Here is a 22352-nt window from a genome sequence, read left to right on the forward strand (position 1 = left end):
GTGGTTGTAAATTTAAGTAGATACTCTAAGTAAAGATAAAAATTAAGTGTTTTAAAGTGTATTATTTTTTTGCCTTTTATGATAAAATGTACTGTAAAGGGGGCGAGGTATATGAAAAGGATTGATAAAGTTTATAATTGTGTAAAAGAATTATGTAGCAAGCAATTTGCTGAAAGAGGAGAAATAATTGGAGTTTCAGCTATGGAAATTGCATATGCTCTTAATATACAAAGAACAAATGCTTCTAGCGATTTAAATGCACTTTATAAAGAAGGAAAAGTTATAAAAGTTGAAGGCAAACCGGTTTTGTATAAGGTTAAAGAACTTGATATGGTTTCTGATGAAAGTGATATGTTAGTGAAAGATGTATTTGACAGCATAATAGGAGCTAATTTAAGTCTTAAAAATGCCGTACAGCAAGCAAAAGCTGCTATAATTTATCCTCCTAATGGCCTTCATACACTTTTGCTTGGGGAGACGGGTACTGGCAAATCCATGTTTGCAGAAGTCATGTATAGTTTCGCAAAAGAAATTGGAAGAATAAAAAGAAACGCTCCTTTTGTGACTTTTAACTGTGCTGACTATGCTAATAATCCGCAACTTTTAATGTCACAACTGTTTGGAGTGAAAAAAGGAGCGTATACAGGTGCCGATAAGGATAGAATGGGCCTTGTTGAGAAAGCGGATGGTGGCATACTTTTTCTTGATGAAGTCCATAGACTTCCACCAGAAGGACAAGAGATGCTTTTTTATCTGATTGATAAAGGACTTTATAGGCGACTTGGAGAATCTGAAACACATCATAAAGCGAATGTTTTAATAATATGCGCTACAACAGAGAACATTGAGTCTACTCTTCTTAGGACTTTTATAAGGCGGATACCAATGGTGATTAAATTGCCGGCTTTAGCAGATAGAACATATGAGGAAAGATTTGAACTTATTAAAAGTTTTTTTAGAGAAGAAGCAGCAATTATTAACACTGATATTATGATCACTTCAAATGCTCTAAAAGCTCTTTTGCTTTATGAGTGTCCTAATAATATAGGTCAACTGAAAAGTGATATAAAACTTTCAATTGCGAAAGCTTATCTTGGATACATGATGAAAAGAGATAAAGGAGTATGCGTGCATACTGAAGATTTACCTGAGTATGTTAGAAGAGGATTGTTTAGGTATAAAGAGTCAAAAGATGAGATTGATAAATTTATGACAGGAGATATAATAAAGTTTTCAGCCGATAATGCTACTCCTGTTATCCAACAGAATAATCAGATATTCAATTTTTATGAGGCGCTAGAAGAAAAAAGGAAAGCTTTGGAGCAAAAAGGACTTAACGAAAGTGATATAAAACTCATCATGAGTATTGATATAGAAACATATTTGAAAAAGTATCTCTTAAATCTGGATAAAAATAATTTGGAGGAATTATATAAAGTAGTAGATAAAAAGATTGTCAATATAGTAAACGATTTTTTGAATTATGCCAGCAAAAAGTTGCACAAGCAATTCGCTGATAAAACTTTATACGGCCTTTCTATGCATGTAGCCAGTTCTGTTGAAAGAATACTAAGCGGCAAAGACATTGTGAACCATCAGCTGGAAAATATAAAAAAGGTGTACGAAAAAGAATTTGAAGTGGCAAATATTTTGAGAGAAAGGCTCCAAAAAGAGTTTAACATAAAAGTACCTGATGATGAAGTGGGTTTTGTTACAATGTTTTTATGTCTTGAGGAGGAAACAACGGAAAAAGATGAAAGGGTAGGCATTATTGTTGCTATGCATGGAGAGACTGCTGCTACTTCCATTGCGGAGGTTTCCAACAGGCTTTTAGGTGAAAATTACGTAATTGGTTACAATATGCCACTTGATCAAAAACCAGAAGTTGCGTTAAATAATTTAACTAATATTGTAAAGAGAGCTGACAAAGGAAGAGGCGTATTACTCCTTGTTGACATGGGCTCACTAGTATTATTTGGTGACATGATATACGAAAGGACAGGAATACCCGTCAAAACAATCGAAATGGTCTCTACTCCGATGGTTTTAGAAGCGGCAAGAAAGGCTTTACTCAATGCATCTTTAGAGGAAGTGTATGATGCGGTCGTCAATTTAAGTCCTTATGTGGGAAAAATCTATAAAGACAGTGTTAAATTTGAAGATTCTCTTAAAAAGAATGTTATTATAACTGCTTGTATAACCGGCGAAGGTACAGCGGTTAAACTTAAATCAATACTTGAAAAAAACCTTGACTTAAAAGAGAAAGATATTGATGTTATTCCTATTGAAGTTGAAAGCAAAAGAGAATTTAGAAGAAAACTACTCAACATCAAAGAAGAAAAAAATATTTTAGCTGTTGTAAGTGCTATAAATCCACAGGATGATTCTATATTGTATATTTCTACATCAGATGTGTTTGATAATGATAAATTATCTGTATTGAAAAATAAAATTGAAGCTCTTTCGCAAATTGAGGTAATTGATAACATGAAAGAGGTTATAAGAGAAAATATAAAGATAGATTCAGAAAAGTATATATCTTCTTTTAAAAGATTTTACGCAGCTTTAATAAGAGAAGGAGTAAATTTAAATGAAGATATTACAATAGGATTAATACTTCATCTTGCCTGTGTAATTGAGCGTATATTACAAGGAAAAGAGTTAATACACATGAAAGATACACAAAAATACGTTAAGAATTATCCAAAAGAGTTTGATATTATAAAAAAAGCTATAAGGATTATCGAAGAAGGATGTAGTGTAAAGATTTCAGACGAAGAATGCGTAAATATGATGAAAATAATCTATTCACTTTAATACACATATGTGTATTGAATACGTTTTTAAATGATACACATTGAAACGGTAGGAATACTAATACATTGAATTTTGGCATTTTGATACGAAAGAAGTTAATTGGCATAGTTTTTGCTAAAAATTATTGATGAAAGATTTATAGGAAAGGAGTGATAGCTGCTTGTATAGGTACGATAAAAATTAATATTTTGGAAGGGGATGGAATATGAAAATATTGTTAGTCTGTGCTGCTGGAATGAGTACAAGTCTTCTTGTAGAAAAAATGAAAAAGGCTATTAAACCAGAACATGGAGAGATAATAATAAATGCACTTCCTACTGATCAATTTGAAGAAAGTGTAAAAGATTATGACGTGGTATTATTAGCTCCACAGGTAAGACATAAAAGAGGTGATTTCGAAAAAATTACAAAAGAATTGGGTATTCCTATGGAGGTAATTAACCCTGCAGATTATGGAATGGTAAGAGGAGAGAAAGTTTTAAACTTAGCATTAAAATTGTATAAAGAAAAACAATAAATCAACTAATAAAGAAAGGAGGAAAAAGAAATTGGCTTTTTTCGAAAGATTAAATTCAACTTTGGAAAAATATTTAATGCCTATAGCAGATGTTTTGGCGAATCAAAGGCATGTTAAGGCTATGCGTGATGGAATTGTTTACAGTATTCCTCTTACAATTGTGGGCGGATTAACTTTGATTGTAGCTAATCCACCAGTGTCGAAAGATGTGGTGGCAACAAACATATTTTTAAAATTTATGGTAGCATGGAGAGATTGGGCATCGGCGAATGCAGATGCAATTCGCTTGCCATATAATATGACTATGGGATTATTGGCTTTATTTGTAGCAATAGGAGTAGCGTATCATCTTGCAAGAAGTTATAAAATGGACCCATTGTCATCATCAATTATTTCAGGTGCGACTTTTCTTATAATTGCTGCGCCTTTAAAAGAGGGTTCTTTGCCAGTAACTTATTTAGATGCTAAGGGATTATTTACGGCAATAATTGTAGGACTTTTAAGCGTAGAAATTACGAGATTTTTAAAATCAAAAGGTGTTACTATCAAGATGCCAGAAGGTGTACCACCTGCCGTTTCCTCATCTTTCGATGCCTTAATACCGCTAATAATCAATGTATTGTTGTTTCACTTTATAAATTTAATTATACTAAGCATTTCTAAAATGATAATACCACAAGCTATTTTAGCTAGTTTAGCACCTGCTTTAAATACTCTCGATTCTCCTTTACTAATTGTGGTGCTTGCACTTGTAGCACAATTATTATGGTTTGTAGGAATACATGGTGCTGCAGTAGTTAAGACAATAAGAGATCCCATTGCGCTTACTTATCTTGCTGCCAATGCAGAAGCATATTTAGCAGGTCAACCTCTACCTCACATTTTTACAGATACTTTTTGGGCTTATTATATGGTTTTAGGTGGTTCGGGGGCTACGTTGGGGCTTACTCTATTGTATTTAAAAAGTAAATCCAAACAATTAAATGCTGTAGGTAAGGTTGCATTACTACCTGCATTATTTAATATAAATGAGCCGGTAATATTTGGTACACCAATGGTTTTAAACCCAATTATGTTTATTCCATTTGTATTTGTTGAGGCTATAAATGGAGTTATAGCTTACTACATAATCAAATGGGGACTTGTAAGGGCAGCTTTTGCGACTGTGCCATGGACTACTCCCGCACCTATAGGAGCATTCTTAGCAACTTTAGATTGGAGAGCTGTTGTGTTGGTGCTTGCCTTACTTGTATTGGATGCTATGTTATATTATCCATTTTTTAAGGCTTATGAAAAGCAATTGATAAAAGAAGAAAGTGAAAAAGAGAATAGTGAAGCAGAACTAAAAGCATGAGCTAGATATAAAAACATCGAAAATAACCCCACTACTACGTGGTAGTAGTGGGGTTGCATAAAGACACATAATGATTTTCAAATTAGTAATTTGGGTATATATAACAAATAACAAGTAACGGGTATATAATTAGGAGGTATTGAAATGGACCTTGAACAAATTGTATTTACTATTATATCCCATGCAGGAAATGCTAAAAGTAATTCTTTTGAGGCATTAAAGCATGCAAAAGAGGGAAATTTTAAAGAGGCTGAAGATTGTCTAAAAAAGGCAGGTGAAGAGCTTTTACAAGCACATCATGTCCAAACAGACATGATACACAAAGAAGCACGAGGTGAGAAACAAGAAGTAACACTTCTTTTAGTACATGCTGAAGACCATCTTATGAATGCAATTCTTGCGAAAGAATTGATAACAGAGATTATTGAACTGTATAAAATTATTTACCAACCAAAGGGGGGCAACTTTTGATGTTTAAAAAAAATTTAAAAATTGCTGTAATTGGAGGGGGTTCTAGTTATACACCCGAACTTATTGAGGGCTTTATCAAGAGGTATAATGAACTACCAGTTAAAGACTTATATTTAGTAGATATAGAAGAAGGCAAAGAAAAACTTGAGATTGTTGGCGGTCTTGCAAAAAGAATGGTAGAAAAAGCTGGTGTAGGTATAAACATTCATTTGACTTTGGATAGGCGTGAAGCCATAAAAGATGCAGACTTTGTTGTTACGCAGTTTAGAGTAGGGGGAATGGATGCGAGAATTAGAGACGAAAAAATTCCTCTGAAGTATGATGTGATAGGGCAAGAAACAACTGGACCCGGTGGTTTTGCAAAAGCGCAGAGGACAATACCTGTTATTTTAGATATATGCAAAGACGTAGAGGAACTTGCTCCAAATGCATGGCTTATTAACTTTACAAATCCTTCAGGAGTGATAACAGAAACAATTTTAAAATATACAAATGTAAAAGCGATCGGATTATGTAATGTACCTATAGGTATGGTATACGGTGTTGCAGAAGTACTTGGTGTTGATCCAAAAAGAGTGTATATAGATTTTGCAGGGCTTAATCATTTAGTATGGGGTATACATATTTACTTAGATGGCGAAGATATAACAGAAAATTTAATAGACAGTTTTGTAGGTGGTAAGTCTTTATCAATGAAAAATATACCTGAGTTGCCGTGGGATCCTGATTTTATAAAATCTCTTGGCATGTATCCTTGTCCATACCACAGATATTATTATTTAACAGATAAAATGCTTGAAAAACAGAAAGAAGAAGCTGCTACAGTAGGCACAAGAGGAGAAGTTGTCAAAAAGTTAGAGCAAGAATTATTTGAATTATATAAAGATCCAAATTTGAATATAAAACCGCCGCAATTAGAAAAAAGGGGAGGAGCTCATTATTCTGATGCTGCTTGCTCCATGATAAGTTCAATATATAATGATAAAAAAGACATACATGTGGTCAATGTGAGAAACAATGGTACAATCGCAGATTTGCCAGATGATGTGGTGATAGAAACAAATGCAATAATAGATAGAAATGGGGCTCATCCGATAAACATTGGACATGTGCCAGCGAAAATAAGGGGTTTAATGCAAACAGTAAAAGCTTATGAAGAACTTACTATAGAAGCAGGGGTAAAGGGAGACTATTACACAGCTTTACAGGCGTTGACAATTCATCCATTAATACCTTCTGCGACTATTGCTAAAAAAATTCTTGATGACATACTTGAGCAAAATAAAGAGTATTTGCAACAGTATAAATAAAAATATTAAATTTGCTGATTTTAAGTAATCTTTTCCGTTAAATTACTTTTTCTTTTTTAAATAATATTTTGATTTATCTTGCGTAAGGAGGAAAACAATTATGGCTAAGGAATACAAATTTCCTGCAGGATTCTGGTGGGGGTCTGCAACGTCAGCAGTACAAATAGAGGGAGCTGCAAATGAAGATGGGAAGGGAATGAATGTATGGGATTATTGGTATAAAAAAGAGCCAAATCGCTTTTTCGATAGAGTAGGTCCTCAAGTAACATCTGATTTTTACCACAGATATAAAGACGATATAAAACTGATGAAAGAACTTGGACATAATTCATTTAGATTTTCTATTTCCTGGTCGCGGTTGATACCGGGTGGTGTTGGCGAAGTCAATAAAAAAGCTGTAGAGTTTTATAACAATGTTATTGATGAGCTTATAAAAAATGGTATAGAACCGTTTGTTACACTATTTCATTTTGACATGCCTATAGAAATGCAAAATATTGGGGGGTTTGAAAATAGAAAAGTAGTAGAATATTTTGCTGAATATGCTAAAACATGTTTTGAATTGTTTGGTGATAGAGTCAAAAGGTGGATTACATTTAATGAACCAATAGTTCCTGTATTGAATGGATATTTATATAATTTGCATTATCCAGATATAGTAGACTTCAAAAGAGCAATACAATTCGCATATGGTACAGCCTTGGCGAGTGCGAGAGCAATAGAGGAATTTAAAAAATTGCAAATAAAAGGAGCTAAAATAGGTATTGTTTTAAACTTAAAGCCTGTCTATTCGAGGAGCAATCATCCGGCAGATTTAAAAGCCGCAGAGATTGCAGATTTGTTCCACAACAGAAGTTTTTTAGATTCATCTATCAGAGGAGAATATTGTAAAGAACTTGTTGAACTTTTAAAATCATACAATCATCTGCCAGAATATTCAGATAGCGAGTTGGAATTAATTAAAAATAACACTGTGGAATATATGGGCGTAAATTATTATCGGCCATTTAGGGTTAAGGCTAAAGAAAATATGCCAAATCCATATGGGGTATTTACACCTGATTGGTTTTATGATGAGTATATTATGCCAGGCAGAAGAATGAATCCTTATAGAGGATGGGAAATATACGAGAAAGGGATATACGACATATTGATAAATTTAAGAGATAATTATGGAAATATAGAATGCTTTATTTCGGAAAATGGAATAGGGGTAGAGGGAGAAGAACGCTTTATAAAAGATGGAATAATCCAGGATGATTATAGAATCGAGTTTATAAAAGAGCATTTGAAATGGCTTCATAAAGCAATTGAAGAGGGATGTAATGTAAAGGGATATCATTTATGGACTTTTATGGATAACTGGTCTTTCTTAAATGCATATAAAAACCGATATGGTCTTGTATCTGTCGATTTAGAAACGCAAAAGAGAACTGTAAAGAAAAGTGGATATTGGTTTAAACAGGTAACTCAAAATAATGGATTCGTTGATTAATTATAATTGGGGTGGCTTACAACTAACATCCTGAATTGCGAGAATTTATTTTGTGTGAATAGTTAGAATATTTAAATTTCAGACTTGAGAAAGTTCGGGATAGCTCAGAGCTTAAACTAGCATTTTTGATAGTAACTATTGTAAAATTCGAATCATATATATGAGAATAGCTCCGCATATATAAAAAATCTTTTACCCAGTTTAAAGATTGGAAAGTTTGTGCAGGTATATCATATTTTTATAAATTGTTCAAACTGAAAACTAATTTCTAACTTATTACAAAACAATGGTATACTAAAGTATACCATTGTCATTTCTAAGAATAGCCATTTAACAATCGGCAGGACAGAAAGAATAAGGTAGAAAGAAAATATATACAGGATAACGCATGCGCTTAAAGTCAGTTTTATAAACAAGTTTAGACATATTTTATTTAAGTTTACAAAACGAATCTTAAGGATAGGAGGGAAAAACAATGAAAAGATTTAAGAAAAACTTTTTATGGGGTGCCGCTACATCTGCATATCAAGTAGAAGGTGCTTGGAATGAAGATGGTAAGGGTTTATCTGTCCAAGATGTTCTAGCACCGCCAAATGACACTATTTGTGACTTTAAAGTAGCTAGCGATCATTATCATCGATGGAAAGAAGACGTAGCTTTGATGGCCGAAATGGGGTTGAAAGCCTATCGTTTTTCTATTAGTTGGAGTCGAATTTTTCCGAATGGTGACGATAAAAAGCCAAATGAAAAAGGATTACAGTTTTATGATCAATTGATCAACGAGCTACTCAAATATAAGATTGAACCAATTGTGACATTGTACCATTTTGATTTACCTTTTGCTCTGCAAGAAAGGGGGTTGGTTGAACAGGGATATGATCGATATTTTTGATCGTTATGCTCGTACTTGTTATGCTGCATATGGGGACAGGGTGAAATATTGGATTACCATAAATGAACAAAATAATTTGATAATGCACGCAATCCGATTCGGAACGCTTAAAAAAGAAGAAGCCAGTTACAAAAATCGTTATGAAATGAACCATATTATGTGTTTGGCCCAGGCAAAAGCGGCCAAGTCATGTAGAGAGATGATTCCAAATGCAAAAGTAGGCCTTGCACTCAGTTATAGGACTGCATATCCAGCTTCCTGTAAACCCGAAGATGTTCTGGCAGCTGAAAATTATCGAGCAATGCGAAACTGGTTATATTTAGATCTGGCCTATAGAGGAGAGTACAATCCTATCGCTTGGGCTTATTTAGAAGCCCATGATGCTACACCGACCATTCTAGAAGGCGATATGGATATATTAAAAAGTGCTAAACCAAATTTTATTGGAATTAATTATTATCGAAGTACTACTTGGACAGCTTGCCACGAAAACGAAAAATTTGTCGAAGGAACGATTAATTTAAAAGGGCGTAAAGGAGAAAGCATATATCAAGCAGATCCTGGTTGGTTTAAAGAAACTCGAAATCCTTACTTAGATGTTACAGATTGGGATTGGGCTGTTGATCCAATAGGTTTCCGTTTGGCGTTGCGGGAAGTATATGACCGTTATCGACTTCCGATTATGATTACGGAAAACGGCTTTGGAGCATATGACTCACTTGTCAATGGCAAGGTGGAAGACGATTATCGGATTGAGTATTTGCGAAAACACATTCATGCTTGTTTACAAGCTGTTAATGATGGTGTCGATTTAATTGGATATTGTGTATGGTCTGCTATAGATCTTGTTAGTGTCAACAATGGAATCAGCAAACGCTATGGCCTTATTTATGTAAACCGAGATGAACATGACCTAAAAGATTTAAAACGAATCCCCAAAAAGAGTTTTTATTGGTACCGTAATGTTATTCAATCAAACGGATCAAATTTGTAAATTAAGGTATTCCCTTCTTTGAGACTTTGGCAGTATTTTTCGACGACTATTATCTTCAACACTGGAGGGAATCCTTCTTTTTTCTTAAATCTTTTTGTATCAACTATTGTAAAGACTATAATCATTAAAATTGGGCGTTTATCTGGACATATTTATTTACGGCTTTGTAAAGTAAACATGAAAAAATAGCTTAATATTTCTTAGGATAGCTTCAAAATTCATCAAAAATCACCAAAAAGTAATCACAAGCAGGCTAAATAAGATGAGCAAATTGATTTACAGATTATTACAGAAGCAAAGAGGGTATAAGAAAGTACACCCTTGTCATTTCCAAGGATGACCAATTAGGAGATAAAGATTAGTTTAATTTTAAGCAACAAGAAGGTACTTTTTCTTCTCTTTTGGAGAAAGACATAATCCAGCAACTTGAGCTGGTGTCAAGTCATTAAGAGAAGAATGGGGCCTTACAAAATTATAGAAAAACACAAACATGTAAATTAAATTATTTGCGGACTCAAAAGAGGCAAAACCCTGTTTAGTATTATACCAGGCTTTAAATTGATGGTGGAAAGATTCTATCAAATTATTGATGATGTCATCCTTAAAGCTTTCAACTCTAATGTGTTTAACACTGTCACCGAACAAAGACTTAACAGGTACTTTGTAAGCACTATAGCGATCAGTTACGATAGCGTAAGGGGTTCCTAGGTTTCTAACAGAATTAAGCAAAACAAGAGCTTGCCTGGAATCTCTGTAAGGGGAGAGGTGAAAGCCCAAGATAAAACGGGCTTCAGAATCTGTGACAAACCAAAGATAATATTTCTTACCAGCGATTTTAACAACAGTTTCATCGACATGCCATTCATCAGAATTAAAATTTAACATAGGAATAAGTTCTAAGGAAATATTATGGAACAAAGGAGCAAACTTTTTACACCAGTTACTAATGGTTGTATGAGAGACTTTTACATTAAAAACAGTTTTCAAAATTAGAGCAATATTTCTGAAAGAATTTTTACCAAGGAAGAACATAGACAAAGCAGATAGAATTATATGTACAGGATAGCGGATACGTTTAAAATTGGTTTTACCAGAAAGTTTAGAGATAGAAGTTGAAGGTATAGCAGTAACTTTGGGGACAAAAAAGGAATGATTGCACTTTTTATCAGAACAACGATAGTTAGAGTAATACTCATAATCATGATGAAGGAAAGAAGACTTACCGCAAACGGGGCAGCGAGGGTACTTGGGAGTTTTTCTAGAAGAAGGCTTATCAGGAGCAAACTGATTGTAGCATTTACGGCAGAGATATTTTTGGTAACCATCTTTAGTTTTGCCATATTTGTAAAACAGAGAAGTATTATTGCATTTTGGACAGGTTAATGGTACAATGTTTTGCATGAGGACTTCATCCTTTCTGGGAGGTATTTGTTGTTTCTGCAAAACATTGTACCAGAAAGGATTGAAGTCCTCAACTTTCATTTAAGTTTACAAATCGTTTATTTACATTAAGGAGGCAGTTTAATGCAAACTTTTTTATCTTCAGTTCAAGGTGTACTTACAATTGTAGTTATATTAGCCCTTGGCTATTATTTATCAAAAATAGGATGGTTTGAAAAAACAACATCAGATTTATTCGCAAAGCTTGTTGTTAATATTTCCTTGCCACTTAATATGATTGTAAACATAATGTCGACTTTCTCAAAAAAGCAATTAGAGCATTCAGGAAGAGGACTTTTAATAGCTTTTTTGTCAATATTGATATCTTACTTAATTGCATATATACTGACTGAAATTTTTAAAGTCAAAAGAGGAAGAAGAGGAGTGTTTGTAGCCATATTTTCACTTTCAAATTCTATATTTGTAGGACTTCCAATGTCCCAAGCCCTCTTTGGAGAAGTTGCAACCCCGTATACTCTATTATATTACATGGCAAATACTACAATTTGGTGGACCTTAGGGGTTTATGGCATTGTCCGTGACACAAATGGTAAAGATCAAAAAATACTAAATTCAGATACAATATTTAATCCTCCTCTTCTTGGTTTTATCATAGGTGTAATTTTTGTTTTTGCTAATATTCAACTTCCAAAATTTATTTTTGACAGTTTCAAAATGATTGGAGGACTTACAACACCTCTTTCAATATTTTACATTGGAATAGTTATTTATGAAATGGGACTTGATAAATTTAAGCTTGATAAAGATGCTTTTATGGTTTTTATTGGAAGGTTTTTAGTAACCCCTGCCCTTGTGTTGATATTAAATTTATTTATACCCCTTCCTCAGCTCATGAGAGATGTCTTTATAATAATGTCAGCAATGCCTGTAATGGTAAATTCAGCAATTATAGCAAGAGTTTATGGCGCAGATTATGAATTTGCAACAAGCATGATTACATATACAACAATCTTTAGTGTCATTATCATGCCATTTTTAATGGTTTTAATAAAGATTGTATAAGATGTAAAGCTATTTTTATGAAGTTTTAGGTTGACAACATTCCATCGAAAAGTCATAAAAAAGACGCATTGACAATTGCAAGACTAAAAAAGAAGGGAAATTTTCAAACTGCATTTTACCCTCAGAACATTGAATGAAGCAAATAAAGAAATTAGTAGCCAAACCGATTTAAAGCAAATAAGGTTAGGGAAACTGCATTATCCTTTATAAGGGCGAGAACTGAAAGACATAATAGATAACCGAGAGCAGAATTAAAAGACTAAAAGTATGCTAATAGAGGAGAACTTTAAATCAAAAGTTGATTTCTTCAATAAACTTAAATGTAGAGCTTATTCCTTTGCGAATATGGCTATGGCTTTTTTTAATATTTCGTTTTCCCCTTCTAGCCTTGCCATTTTCTTTAACATAGCCTTATATTCAGCTACTGTAATCGTTGTGCTTGTTGTCCATATTTATTGGGCTTTGCTTTTTTAACCAGCCTGATATTGTGGGCCATATTCGCTCGAAAGCTCTGACAGACTTTTACCAAAATTATACAACTCTACTATAGTGTTTTTGAATTCTTCACTATATTATCTTTGACCTCTTGGCATTTTGTAGATATTTCCTCTTTTTAATACTTTTATTTTAACTTGTTCGAGTTAAAGTGTCTACAATAATATACTAACACCATGAGTTAATGAAAAAAATATTGGGTAGGGTGAGAATTAAATGGGTGAATACTATTTGGGAGTAGATATAGGAACTACAGGTGTAAGATCAATAGTTTTTGATAGTGAAGGTAAGTTGATAGCTTCTGATTATAAAGAATATCCTATGATTTGTTTAGAGAAAGGGATGGCTGAACTTGATCCAAATATTGTATTTCAATCATTTACAGAAGTAGTTAGAAATTCAATTTTAAAATCTAAAATATCAAATAAAGAAATTAGAGCTATTGGATTAAGTGCACAAATGCATAGTATACTTGCCTTAGATAAAGAAGGCAATAATCTTACAAATGTAATAACATGGGCTGATACAAGAGCAATGGAAGAATCTCAATATATAGCAGAAAATTATGATTTTTATGATTTGTACAGAAAAACTGGTTGTATAGTGAAACATCCAATGTATCCATTAAGTAAAATAATATGGCTTAAAAATAACAGACCTGAAATATATAAAAAAACTTATAAATTTATTACGATTAAAGAGTATATAGTTTACAGATTATCTGATGAATTTTTTATCGATATTGCAGATGCTTCAGCAACAGGTTGTTTGAATATTCACAGTTTAACATGGGATCAAGAAATTTTAGCAGACATATTAAAAGCGAATTCTGATATATTATTTGGAGATATCGTAGATCCTGGATTTATATTACCATCTATCGAAAATAAATTTATAGAAGAACTCGGGATAAGTAAAAATACGTCATTAATAATTGGGGCTAGCGACGGAATAACAGCGCATATAGGTTGCGGATGTTTTGATAATGAAAAAGTATCATGTACTGTTGGAACTAGTGGTGCTTTGCGAGTAATTACAGATAAACCTATTTTAGATAAAGATGCACAGACATGGTGTTATTGCTTTAACAATAGTAAATGGATAATAGGGGGTGCAATAAGTAATGGTGGTATAGTTCTTAAGTATTTAAGAGATCAATTTAGAGAACAATTTGAATATGAACTTTCAAAAACTAAGTATGAAAATATATATAAATTATTTGATGAATATGCAACTCAGATAAATCCGGGTAGTGATGGGCTGATTTTTTTACCATTTTTAGCCGGTGAAAGAGCGCCAGGCTGGAATCCAAAAGCTAGTGCAGCACTATTTGGAATGAAACTTATGCATACTAAAAAGCATATTATAAGGGCTATGATGGAAGGCGTTATGTATAATATGTATTCAGTTTATAAGATAATAGAAAAGATTAATGGTGGTGCTAAAAAAATAATTGCTAATGGAGGATATGTTAATTCAGATGAATGGCTCCAGATTCAGGCAGATATTTTTAATAAGGAGATAGCAGTAATGAAAATTAATGAAGCAACGGCATTGGGTGCAGCATATATAGCAATGTCTTCAGTAGGAGATATAGAACTTTTTAAAGATTATTTACCAGTAATGAATTATAGTAGAATAGTGAAGCCTAACAATGAAAATGTTAATAAATACAATAAGATCTATAAAGTTTATAAGGAATATTACGAATTTGTAGAAAAAAATTTTAATTAAATGGAGGAACAAAGTGAATAAAAAAATAATTTCTAAAATTTACAAATTATAAAAATCTACTATTGCACAACTTTATAGGTTTTGAGAATACGTCCTTTAGTATTTCCTGCGGTGATAACTAAAAAATATTCAATGATATAATTGAACAGTAAAGGACTATTTGCCACAGTATAAGTAAAATCCCGTGCTTTAATCGAAATTATCACAAACCAATGGATTTATTAATTGAAATAACCGGCTTTTCGCCGGTTACAGACTGTTTACAAAATATCGGGAACCCGTTATGATGAGAAGGGTTCTTTGTTTTTTTAACGGTACAAAGCAAAAGAGGAGAGGAGAAGAAAGATGTTATCAAAGAAACAGGATGCCAGACATCAAATAGAATTTGTAAGCATAGATCAGTTAGTTCCAAAAGATCACCTTTTAAGGAAGATAGAAAGAGTCATAGACTTCAGTTTCATATATGATTTAGTAAAAGACAAATATTCCGAAGATCACGGCAGACCAAGCATAGATCCAGTAGTATTAATAAAAATCCTGTTTATTCAGTATCTTTTTGGCATACCATCGATGAGGAGGACAATAGCAGAAATAAAAACAAATGTGGTATATAGATGGTTTTTAGGGTATGGGCTGACAGAAGAAATACCTCATTTTTCAACATTTAGCCAGAACTACATAAGAAGATTCAAAGGGACAGACATATTTGAGAAAATATTTACGAAGATTTTAGAAGAAGCAATAAGGCATGGGCTAGTAAATGCGGAGGAAGTACTCATAGATTCAACCCATGTAAAAGCAAGTGCCAACAAGAAGAAATACACCAAAGAAATAGTAGAACAAGAAGCCAGGACTTATCAAGAAAAACTAGAAGAAGAAATAAACAAAGATAGAGAAGCTCATGGCAAAAAGCCATTAAAGAAAATCAAGAAAATAAAGACGAAAGAAGTGAAAGTAAGCAAAACAGACCCAGATAGCGGAATGTTAAACAAAAACGGAAAAGAAAAATGTTTTGCATATTCTTTTCATACAGCCTGCGATAAAAACGGATTTGTATTAGGAGTAAAAGTAACAGCTGCAAATGTCCACGACAGTGTAATGTTTCAAGAAGTATTAGAAGAAGTTGAAAAGAGAGTAGGAAAACCGAAAGCAATAGCAGTAGACGCAGGATACAAAAATCCGTACATATTAAAGACAATATTTGATAGAGAAATAATACCAGCAGTGCCATACACAAGACCAAAAACAAAAGACGGTTTTATGAAGAAACATGAGTTTGTGTATGATGAATATTATGACTGTTACATATGCCCGCAGAATGAAATACTAACATATGTTACAACCAATAGAGAAGGATATAGAGAATACAAATCAAACCCAGAAAAATGTAAAAACTGTCCTTTAAGAGAAAAGTGTACCCAAAGTAAAGACTACACAAAGAGGATATTCAGGCACATATGGGAAGGATATGTAGAAGAAGCAGAGCATTTAAGGCATACACCTTATTGTAAGGAAGTATATGAAAGAAGGAAAGAGACAATAGAGAGAGTATTTGCTGATATGAAAGAGAAGCATGGTTTGCGATGGACAACATTAAGAGGGAAAGAAAAATTGTCCATGCAAGCGATGCTTGTTTTTGCTGCCATGAATTTAAAGAAAATGGCAACATGGTTATGGAGGAGGGGCAAGAGCCCTTTGGGTACTTTGAATTTTTATCCATTATTTGGAGTTTTAAAGAAAATTTTATCCAGATACATACAGCCCCTGTTTTCGGAAGTAGGAAAACAGGGGCTTAAATTTTGCTTTGTCAACAAACTGAATAACCGGCTTTTCGCCGGTTATTATTTATGTGCGCCCGGCATGGGCGATAACTAGGCGGTGAAAGTCCACTGTGGGCTTGGTAGTGGGAACCACTAGCCAAGAGCAAGGGTGTCCATCGTGAGGTGGAATCTGAAGGAAGCTTAAGGCAAAATCTCGGTCTGATGAACAAGAACCAGATAAGAGGCTGAATTGGGATGGATGAGTTTGCGTAACAAAACGAAGTCCAACACTACCCGAATCCCATACAGTAAATCTGGCAGATATATGAGATGAAAGTTATCGTTCTTACCCGGGGAGGTCTCAAGGATAAGTCATGGAAGTAAAATCTGAAGTGACAACCCATGCAGTGATGTATGGCTGAACCTTGAGAAGTCAGCAGAGGTCATAGTACTTATCTAGACATGAATAGATAAGGAAGGACCGAACGTTAGGAGGTTTTGGAAATCTTATGGACTCGAAAGATATGCAGAGACTGCAGACAACTCAACAAAGAGGCTATCCGTTGAATAGAGAAATGGAATTTCAAAAGACAACGGAAGTGCATAGTATATCATCGGCGTCGGAAGATGGAAGAAACGATGTACAAAGATATACCGGCAAGATGCTTGAAATGATAGTAGAACGAGGGAACATGAAAGCAGCATACAAGCGTTGTTGCAAATAAAGGAAGCCATGGAGTCGATGGGATGGGAGTAGATGAACTTCTACCGTATCTCAAAGAAAACTGGGCAACCATAAAACAACAACTGCTGGAGGGGAAATACAAACCACAACCAGTGCGAAGAGTAGAAATTCCCAAACCAGATGGAGGAGTAAGACTACTAGGAATACCTACAGTACTAGACAGACTAATACAACAAGCAATAGCCCAAATACTAAATAAAGTCTACAACCATACATTTTCTGATAGCAGTTATGGATTCAGACCAGGACGCAGTGCAAAAGACGCAATAAAAGCCGCAGAAGCATACATAAAAGAAGGATACACATGGGTTGTAGATATGGACTTAGAAAAGTTCTTTGACAGAGTAAACCACGACATAATAATGTCCAAACTAGAAAAGCGGATAGGGGACAAAAGAGTACTAAAGTTAATACGAAGATACCTAGAATCAGGAGTAATGATAAACGGAATCAAAATATCAACAGAAGAAGGGACACCCCAAGGAGGGCCATTAAGTCCCCTATTAGCAAACATAATGTTGGACGAACTAGACAAAGAACTTGAGAAACGAGGGCATAAATTCTGCCGATATGCAGATGACTGCAACATATATGTAAAAAGCAGGTCTGCAGGAGACAGAGTAATGAAGAGCATAAAGAAATTCATAGAAAGCAAATTAAAACTAAAAGTCAACGAAGCAAAAAGTGCTGTAGATAGACCATGGAGAAGAAAATTTCTTGGATTTTCATTCTATACAAAAGAAAACGAAGTAAGAATAAGAATCCATGAAAAATCCATCAAAAGGTTTAAGGAAAAAGTAAGAGAAATAACCAATCGGAACAAGGGAATAAGCATGGAAAACAGAATAAAAAGACTAAATCAAATAACAACAGGATGGGTCAACTATTTTGGATTAGCAGACGCGAAAAGCATAATGAAAACCCTTGACGAATGGATAAGGCGAAGACTAAGGGCATGTATATGGAAACAATGGAAGAAGATAAAAACGAAGCATGATAACTTAGTAAAACTAGGAGTAGAAGAACAAAAAGCCTGGGAATACGCCAATACAAGGAAAGGTGACTTAAGAATATCCAATAGCCCAATCCTAAATAAGACTCTTACAAATAAATACTTTGAAAGCATAGGTTATAAGAATTTATCCCAAAGATATCTAATTGTACACAATTCCTAATGAACCGCCGTATACCGAACGGTACGTACGGTGGTGTGAGAGGACGCTGAATAAAATAATTATTCAGCTCCTACTCGATCTTCAATTTTGTCAAAGAAAACGAATGACAAAACTGATTTTCTTTAAATTGCATAAATACATATTGAGGTTTACAATAATTATAGAAGAATGAATTCAAGAAGGAGGTAAAATTTATGCAAAACACTAATGCTCTCATAACTGGCGGCGGAAGTGTAAAAGCGAAGTTGCAAAGGCTTGGTGGCTTCTTGGCTGGCATGGTAATACCTAACATTGGTGCTTTCATAGCATGGGGACTTATTACTGCTTTCTTTATTCCAACAGGGTGGATTCCAAATGAACATTTGGCTAAACTTGTTGGACCTATGATAACGTATCTTTTGCCAATTTTAATTGGTTATACAGGTGGTAAACTTGTATACGATGTAAGAGGTGGAGTAGTAGGAGCCATTGCAACAGCAGGTATTATAATCGGTTCATCTATACCGATGTTTCTTGGTGCTATGCTGATGGGGCCTTTGGGGGGCTATGTCATTAAAAAATTTGACGAGCTTGTAGAAGGAAAAATCCCAGCAGGTTTTGAAATGCTTGTCAACAATTTCTCAGCAGGTATTTTAGGTGGTTTATTAGCAATTTTAGCATTTCTTTTCGTTGAACCAGTGGTAAATGGCATATCAGTAGGATTAGGTGCAGCAGCTCAATGGGTGACAAACAAAGGCTTATTACCTTTAATAGCAATTTTTATAGAACCAGGGAAGATATTGTTTTTAAATAACGCTATTAACCACGGTATATTGGCTCCTCTTGGAGTAGCACAGGTTAAAGAGCTTGGAAAGTCAATATTCTTCTTACTGGAAACTAATCCAGGTCCAGGTTTGGGGGTTTTACTGGCATATTGGCTTTTTGGAAAAGGCGATGCAAAACAATCAGCTCCAGGTGCTATCATAATACACTTCTTTGGCGGAATACATGAAATATATTTTCCCTATGTTTTGATGAATCCATCACTACTCTTGGCAGTTATAGGCGGTGGAATGGCTGCAGATGCGACATTTGTTTTGACAAAAGCGGGTTTGGTAGCTACACCTTCACCTGGTAGTATATTTGCAGAGATAGCTATGGCACCAAAAGGCGGTTTGTTGCCTGTACTTGCAGGTATTACAGTTGGAGCAGTTGTATCTTTCCTTATAGCATCAGTGATTGTTAAGAGAGCTAGTGAAGAGAGTATGTCTGCCGAAAGTATGACCTTTGCACGTTCAGTAGTCAGTGGACTCAAAGCGCAAAGCAAAGGACAAAAAGTTGAAGAAATAAAGCCTAGTGTACAAAAAATAGAAGGTATGCCTAAAATGATTGTTTTTGCTTGCGATGCTGGTATGGGTTCGTCAGCGATGGGAGAAACTATTTTAAAGAAAAAATTAAAAGAAGCAGGATTGGATATTGTAGTTAAGCATTCTGCTGTAAATCAAATACCAAAAGAGGCCGATGTTGTATTTACACAGGAAAACCTTGCAGAAAGAGCTTCTCAAGTTGTGCCAAATGCTAAAATTGTAACGGTCAAAAACTTTTTAGACAATACAGTCTATGATGAATTTGTAAAGAACCTTAAAAAATAAAATAAAAATTTATGGTGAAGGGTATGGAAGATCTAACTGTAAGACAAAAATTTATATTAAAAACTTTGATAGAGAAAGGTCCTTCTAATATAGAGGACCTTTCCAAGCTTATGGATGTAAGTGGAAGAACTATTATGAGAGAAATAGCCTCTATAAACAATAATTTAAAAAAATATAAAGCTGTTATTATAGAGGACAATGGACAAATCATTTTAAAAGGAGAGGAAGAAGCGTTAGATAAAATCCATGCTTCTTTAGGCGCCATTCCTCTCCAATGGCTTTTAACTCCAGAGCAAAGACAAATATTGATGACAATACAATTGTTACTTTCAAAGGAACCCATAAAAGCTGCTTATTTTAGTTATCAATTTAATGTTGTAGAAGGAACTATAAGTCTCTATCTAGACAAAATAGAAGAATGGCTGAAAATGAGAAATTTATCTCTTATCAGAAGAAGAGGTTATGGGATTAAAGTAGAAGGAAGTGAATTAGATAAAAGAAATGCAATTGTGGAGCTGTTTTATAACTATAAACCCATAGAAGAACTTTTAGCTTTTGTCTATAATGATGAAAAAGACAAATATGTATACACATTTTTTAGTACAGTTTTTGACAATGAGTTAGTTCAATTAGTGAAAAGAATTGCACAACAAATTAAGAATGTTATACATGGTCACTTATCCGACTTAAATTACTTTGGGATGTTTGTACATTTACTTGTTTCTATTTACAGAACAAAAATAGACAAGCCAATACAGCTTAACGATGAATTTGTAAAGGACATTTTGCTTTCTAATGAATTTATTTTCATGAAAGATGTAGAAAAAATATTGAAAGAAAATGAAGTATATTTGCCAGATGCTGAATTGGCATATTTGGCTATTCATTTAAGTCCCAAAAAATACGTCTATAAACAAAATAGATTTGAAGAACTTGGCATTTCTTTACAAGATTTATCAAAAGAGGTTGTGGAAGAAGTTTCTCGGCTTTTAAATATAAAGATAAATTGCGACGAACAACTTATTGTAGGACTGTCACAGCATTTTGAACCTGCCCTTTATAGATTGACAATGGGACTTCAGACTACCAATCCATTAGTAGAAGAAATTAAAAATTACTATGGTGATTTGTTTAAAGCAGTAAATAAAGCTTGCAAGTTAATTTTTTCTAAATATAATCTCATGATACCTGAAGAAGAGATTGGATATATTACAATGCATATTGGAGCTGCAATTGAAAGACAGCAAGCTTTATCAAAAAAATTGAGAGTTTTTGTTATATGTCCGAATGGGATTGGCACGGCGAGAATATTATCAGCTAAATTAAAAACTCTTTTTAGAGAAATTGATGCTATTGACATTGGGGCAATATGGGAGTATAAGAAAAAGAGTGATGACTATGACCTAATAATTTCTACAGTAAAGCTTGAAGATTTAAAAGATAATGTAATTGTAGTATCGCCTTTTTTGCCAGAAGAAGATATTAAAAAGGTAGAAGAGTTTATAGAGAAATATGTAGTCAAGAAAGAAAGAGAATTGACAGGGAATTTGCCGATGGTGGAAAGGAGACGAAATTTTGAAATAGCAGATGAAATACTTCGAAATTTGCAATTAAAATACGTGGAAGCAAAAACTATTGCAGATTTAATAAAATTCATAGCAAAAGATTTATATGATTTAATGCTTACTGAAGATGCAAAAGAAATAGAAGAGCTAATCTTTAAAAGGGAAGCCATGGGCAATGTTGTCATACCAAACACCCACATTGCTTTAATTCATACAAGAAGTGACAAAATGGTAATGCCTTTTGTCGGCGTCTATAAACTAAAAACTCCATTAAAGATGAAAAGTGCTGGTTTTTCTTATGAAGAAGTAGACACTTTTCTTGTGATGTTAGCAAGGAAAGCAGAAAGCAGTGAAATATTAGAGATGTTAGGTAAAATAAGTATTTCGCTTATAGAGGATAAAGCTTTTAATGAAATATTGAGGCTTGGCGATATCAAAGATATTAGAAATAGCTTAGTTACAATACTAAATGATACACAGGAGGCTTTGGAAGATGAATAAAGAAATACTAAACGAAAATAATATCGTATTAAATGTACCATCAGAATCTAAAATACAAGCTATTGAAAGAGTAGGGAATTTGCTTTTTAAAAATGGCTATGTCGAAAAAGAATATATAGAAGGTATGAAAAAAAGAGAAGAAGATGTAACAACTTATATAGGTAATGGTATTGCTATTCCTCACGGTGTTTCTGAGTATGTAAAATATATAAAAAAATCTGGAATAGTTATAGCGCAATATCCTAGAGGAGTAGATTTTGGAGATGGAAATATTGCCTATATTGTCATAGGAATTGCAGGCAAGGGAGATGAACATTTAGAGATATTATCAAAAATAGCTCTTACCTGCCAGTATGAAGAAAATGTCGAGAAATTGAAAAAGGCAAGGACAAAACAAGAAATAATAGAAATACTTCAAAAAGGTGATGAATAA

At 33.7% G+C, this 22352-nt stretch carries 13 protein-coding genes and 2 pseudogenes; 14 read left to right on the plus strand and 1 reads right to left on the minus strand.

The window, feature by feature from the left end:
* The first annotated feature begins 111 nt into the window (after positions 1 to 111).
* The 7 genes and pseudogenes from OEI98_RS01740 (at position 112) to OEI98_RS01770 (ending at position 9850) form a co-directional block, all read left to right on the plus strand.
* On the plus strand, positions 112 to 2817 hold the full coding sequence (locus OEI98_RS01740; protein ID WP_266039195.1) for a sigma 54-interacting transcriptional regulator: 2706 nt from the start codon (positions 112 to 114) through the stop codon (positions 2815 to 2817).
* A gap of 205 nt (positions 2818 to 3022) precedes the next feature.
* A complete protein-coding gene (locus OEI98_RS01745) occupies positions 3023 to 3334 on the plus strand; it encodes a PTS sugar transporter subunit IIB (protein WP_004399745.1) in 312 nt (103 codons plus the stop codon).
* A gap of 31 nt (positions 3335 to 3365) precedes the next feature.
* The gene (locus tag OEI98_RS01750) at positions 3366 to 4688 is read left to right on the plus strand and encodes a PTS sugar transporter subunit IIC (protein ID WP_266039198.1); all 1323 of its coding nucleotides are present in this window, start codon (positions 3366 to 3368) and stop codon (positions 4686 to 4688) included.
* Between the two features lie 144 nt (positions 4689 to 4832).
* Positions 4833 to 5159, plus strand: a complete 327-nt coding sequence (locus tag OEI98_RS01755; protein ID WP_266039201.1) for a PTS lactose/cellobiose transporter subunit IIA — start codon at positions 4833 to 4835, stop codon at positions 5157 to 5159.
* The gene (locus OEI98_RS01760; RefSeq protein WP_266040531.1) at positions 5159 to 6469 is read left to right on the plus strand and encodes a 6-phospho-beta-glucosidase; all 1311 of its coding nucleotides are present in this window, start codon (positions 5159 to 5161) and stop codon (positions 6467 to 6469) included. The genes OEI98_RS01755 and OEI98_RS01760 overlap by 1 nt, the downstream gene beginning before the upstream one ends.
* Before the next feature lie 100 nt (positions 6470 to 6569).
* Positions 6570 to 7964 carry a glycoside hydrolase family 1 protein gene (locus OEI98_RS01765; protein WP_266039202.1) on the plus strand — a complete coding sequence of 465 codons (1395 nt, stop codon included), beginning with the start codon at positions 6570 to 6572 and terminating at the stop codon, positions 7962 to 7964.
* Positions 7965 to 8439: 475 nt separating this feature from the next.
* Positions 8440 to 9850: pseudogene (locus tag OEI98_RS01770) on the plus strand (glycoside hydrolase family 1 protein).
* Positions 9851 to 10219: 369 nt separating this feature from the next.
* On the opposite strand, the gene OEI98_RS01775 reads toward OEI98_RS01770, so the two are convergent.
* Positions 10220 to 11251: an IS6 family transposase gene (locus tag OEI98_RS01775; RefSeq protein WP_266039204.1), complete on the minus strand. Its 1032-nt coding sequence runs from the start codon at positions 11249 to 11251 to the stop codon at positions 10220 to 10222.
* A 123-nt stretch (positions 11252 to 11374) separates the two neighbouring features.
* On the opposite strand from OEI98_RS01775, the gene OEI98_RS01780 reads away from it, so the two are divergent.
* The 7 genes and pseudogenes from OEI98_RS01780 (at position 11375) to OEI98_RS01810 (ending at position 22352) form a co-directional block, all read left to right on the plus strand.
* Positions 11375 to 12313, plus strand: coding sequence for an AEC family transporter (locus tag OEI98_RS01780; protein ID WP_266039206.1), 939 nt, complete (start codon positions 11375 to 11377; stop codon positions 12311 to 12313).
* Between the two features lie 711 nt (positions 12314 to 13024).
* Positions 13025 to 14542 carry a gluconokinase gene (locus tag OEI98_RS01785; RefSeq protein ID WP_266039207.1) on the plus strand — a complete coding sequence of 506 codons (1518 nt, stop codon included), beginning with the start codon at positions 13025 to 13027 and terminating at the stop codon, positions 14540 to 14542.
* Between the two features lie 345 nt (positions 14543 to 14887).
* Positions 14888 to 16417, plus strand: coding sequence for an IS1182 family transposase (locus OEI98_RS01790; protein WP_266039209.1), 1530 nt, complete (start codon positions 14888 to 14890; stop codon positions 16415 to 16417).
* A gap of 394 nt (positions 16418 to 16811) precedes the next feature.
* Positions 16812 to 18222: pseudogene (ltrA, locus tag OEI98_RS01795) on the plus strand (group II intron reverse transcriptase/maturase).
* 194 nt (positions 18223 to 18416) lie between these two features.
* Entirely contained in the window at positions 18417 to 19853 is a 1437-nt protein-coding gene (locus OEI98_RS01800; protein WP_266039212.1) for a PTS mannitol transporter subunit IICB, read from the plus strand.
* A gap of 11 nt (positions 19854 to 19864) precedes the next feature.
* The gene (locus OEI98_RS01805) at positions 19865 to 21919 is read left to right on the plus strand and encodes a BglG family transcription antiterminator (RefSeq protein ID WP_266039214.1); all 2055 of its coding nucleotides are present in this window, start codon (positions 19865 to 19867) and stop codon (positions 21917 to 21919) included.
* Positions 21912 to 22352 carry a PTS sugar transporter subunit IIA gene (locus tag OEI98_RS01810; protein WP_266039216.1) on the plus strand — a complete coding sequence of 147 codons (441 nt, stop codon included), beginning with the start codon at positions 21912 to 21914 and terminating at the stop codon, positions 22350 to 22352. The genes OEI98_RS01805 and OEI98_RS01810 overlap by 8 nt, the downstream gene beginning before the upstream one ends.

The sequence above is a fragment of the Thermoanaerobacter sp. RKWS2 genome, assembly GCF_026240795.1.
Taxonomy (GTDB): domain Bacteria; phylum Bacillota; class Thermoanaerobacteria; order Thermoanaerobacterales; family Thermoanaerobacteraceae; genus Thermoanaerobacter; species Thermoanaerobacter ethanolicus.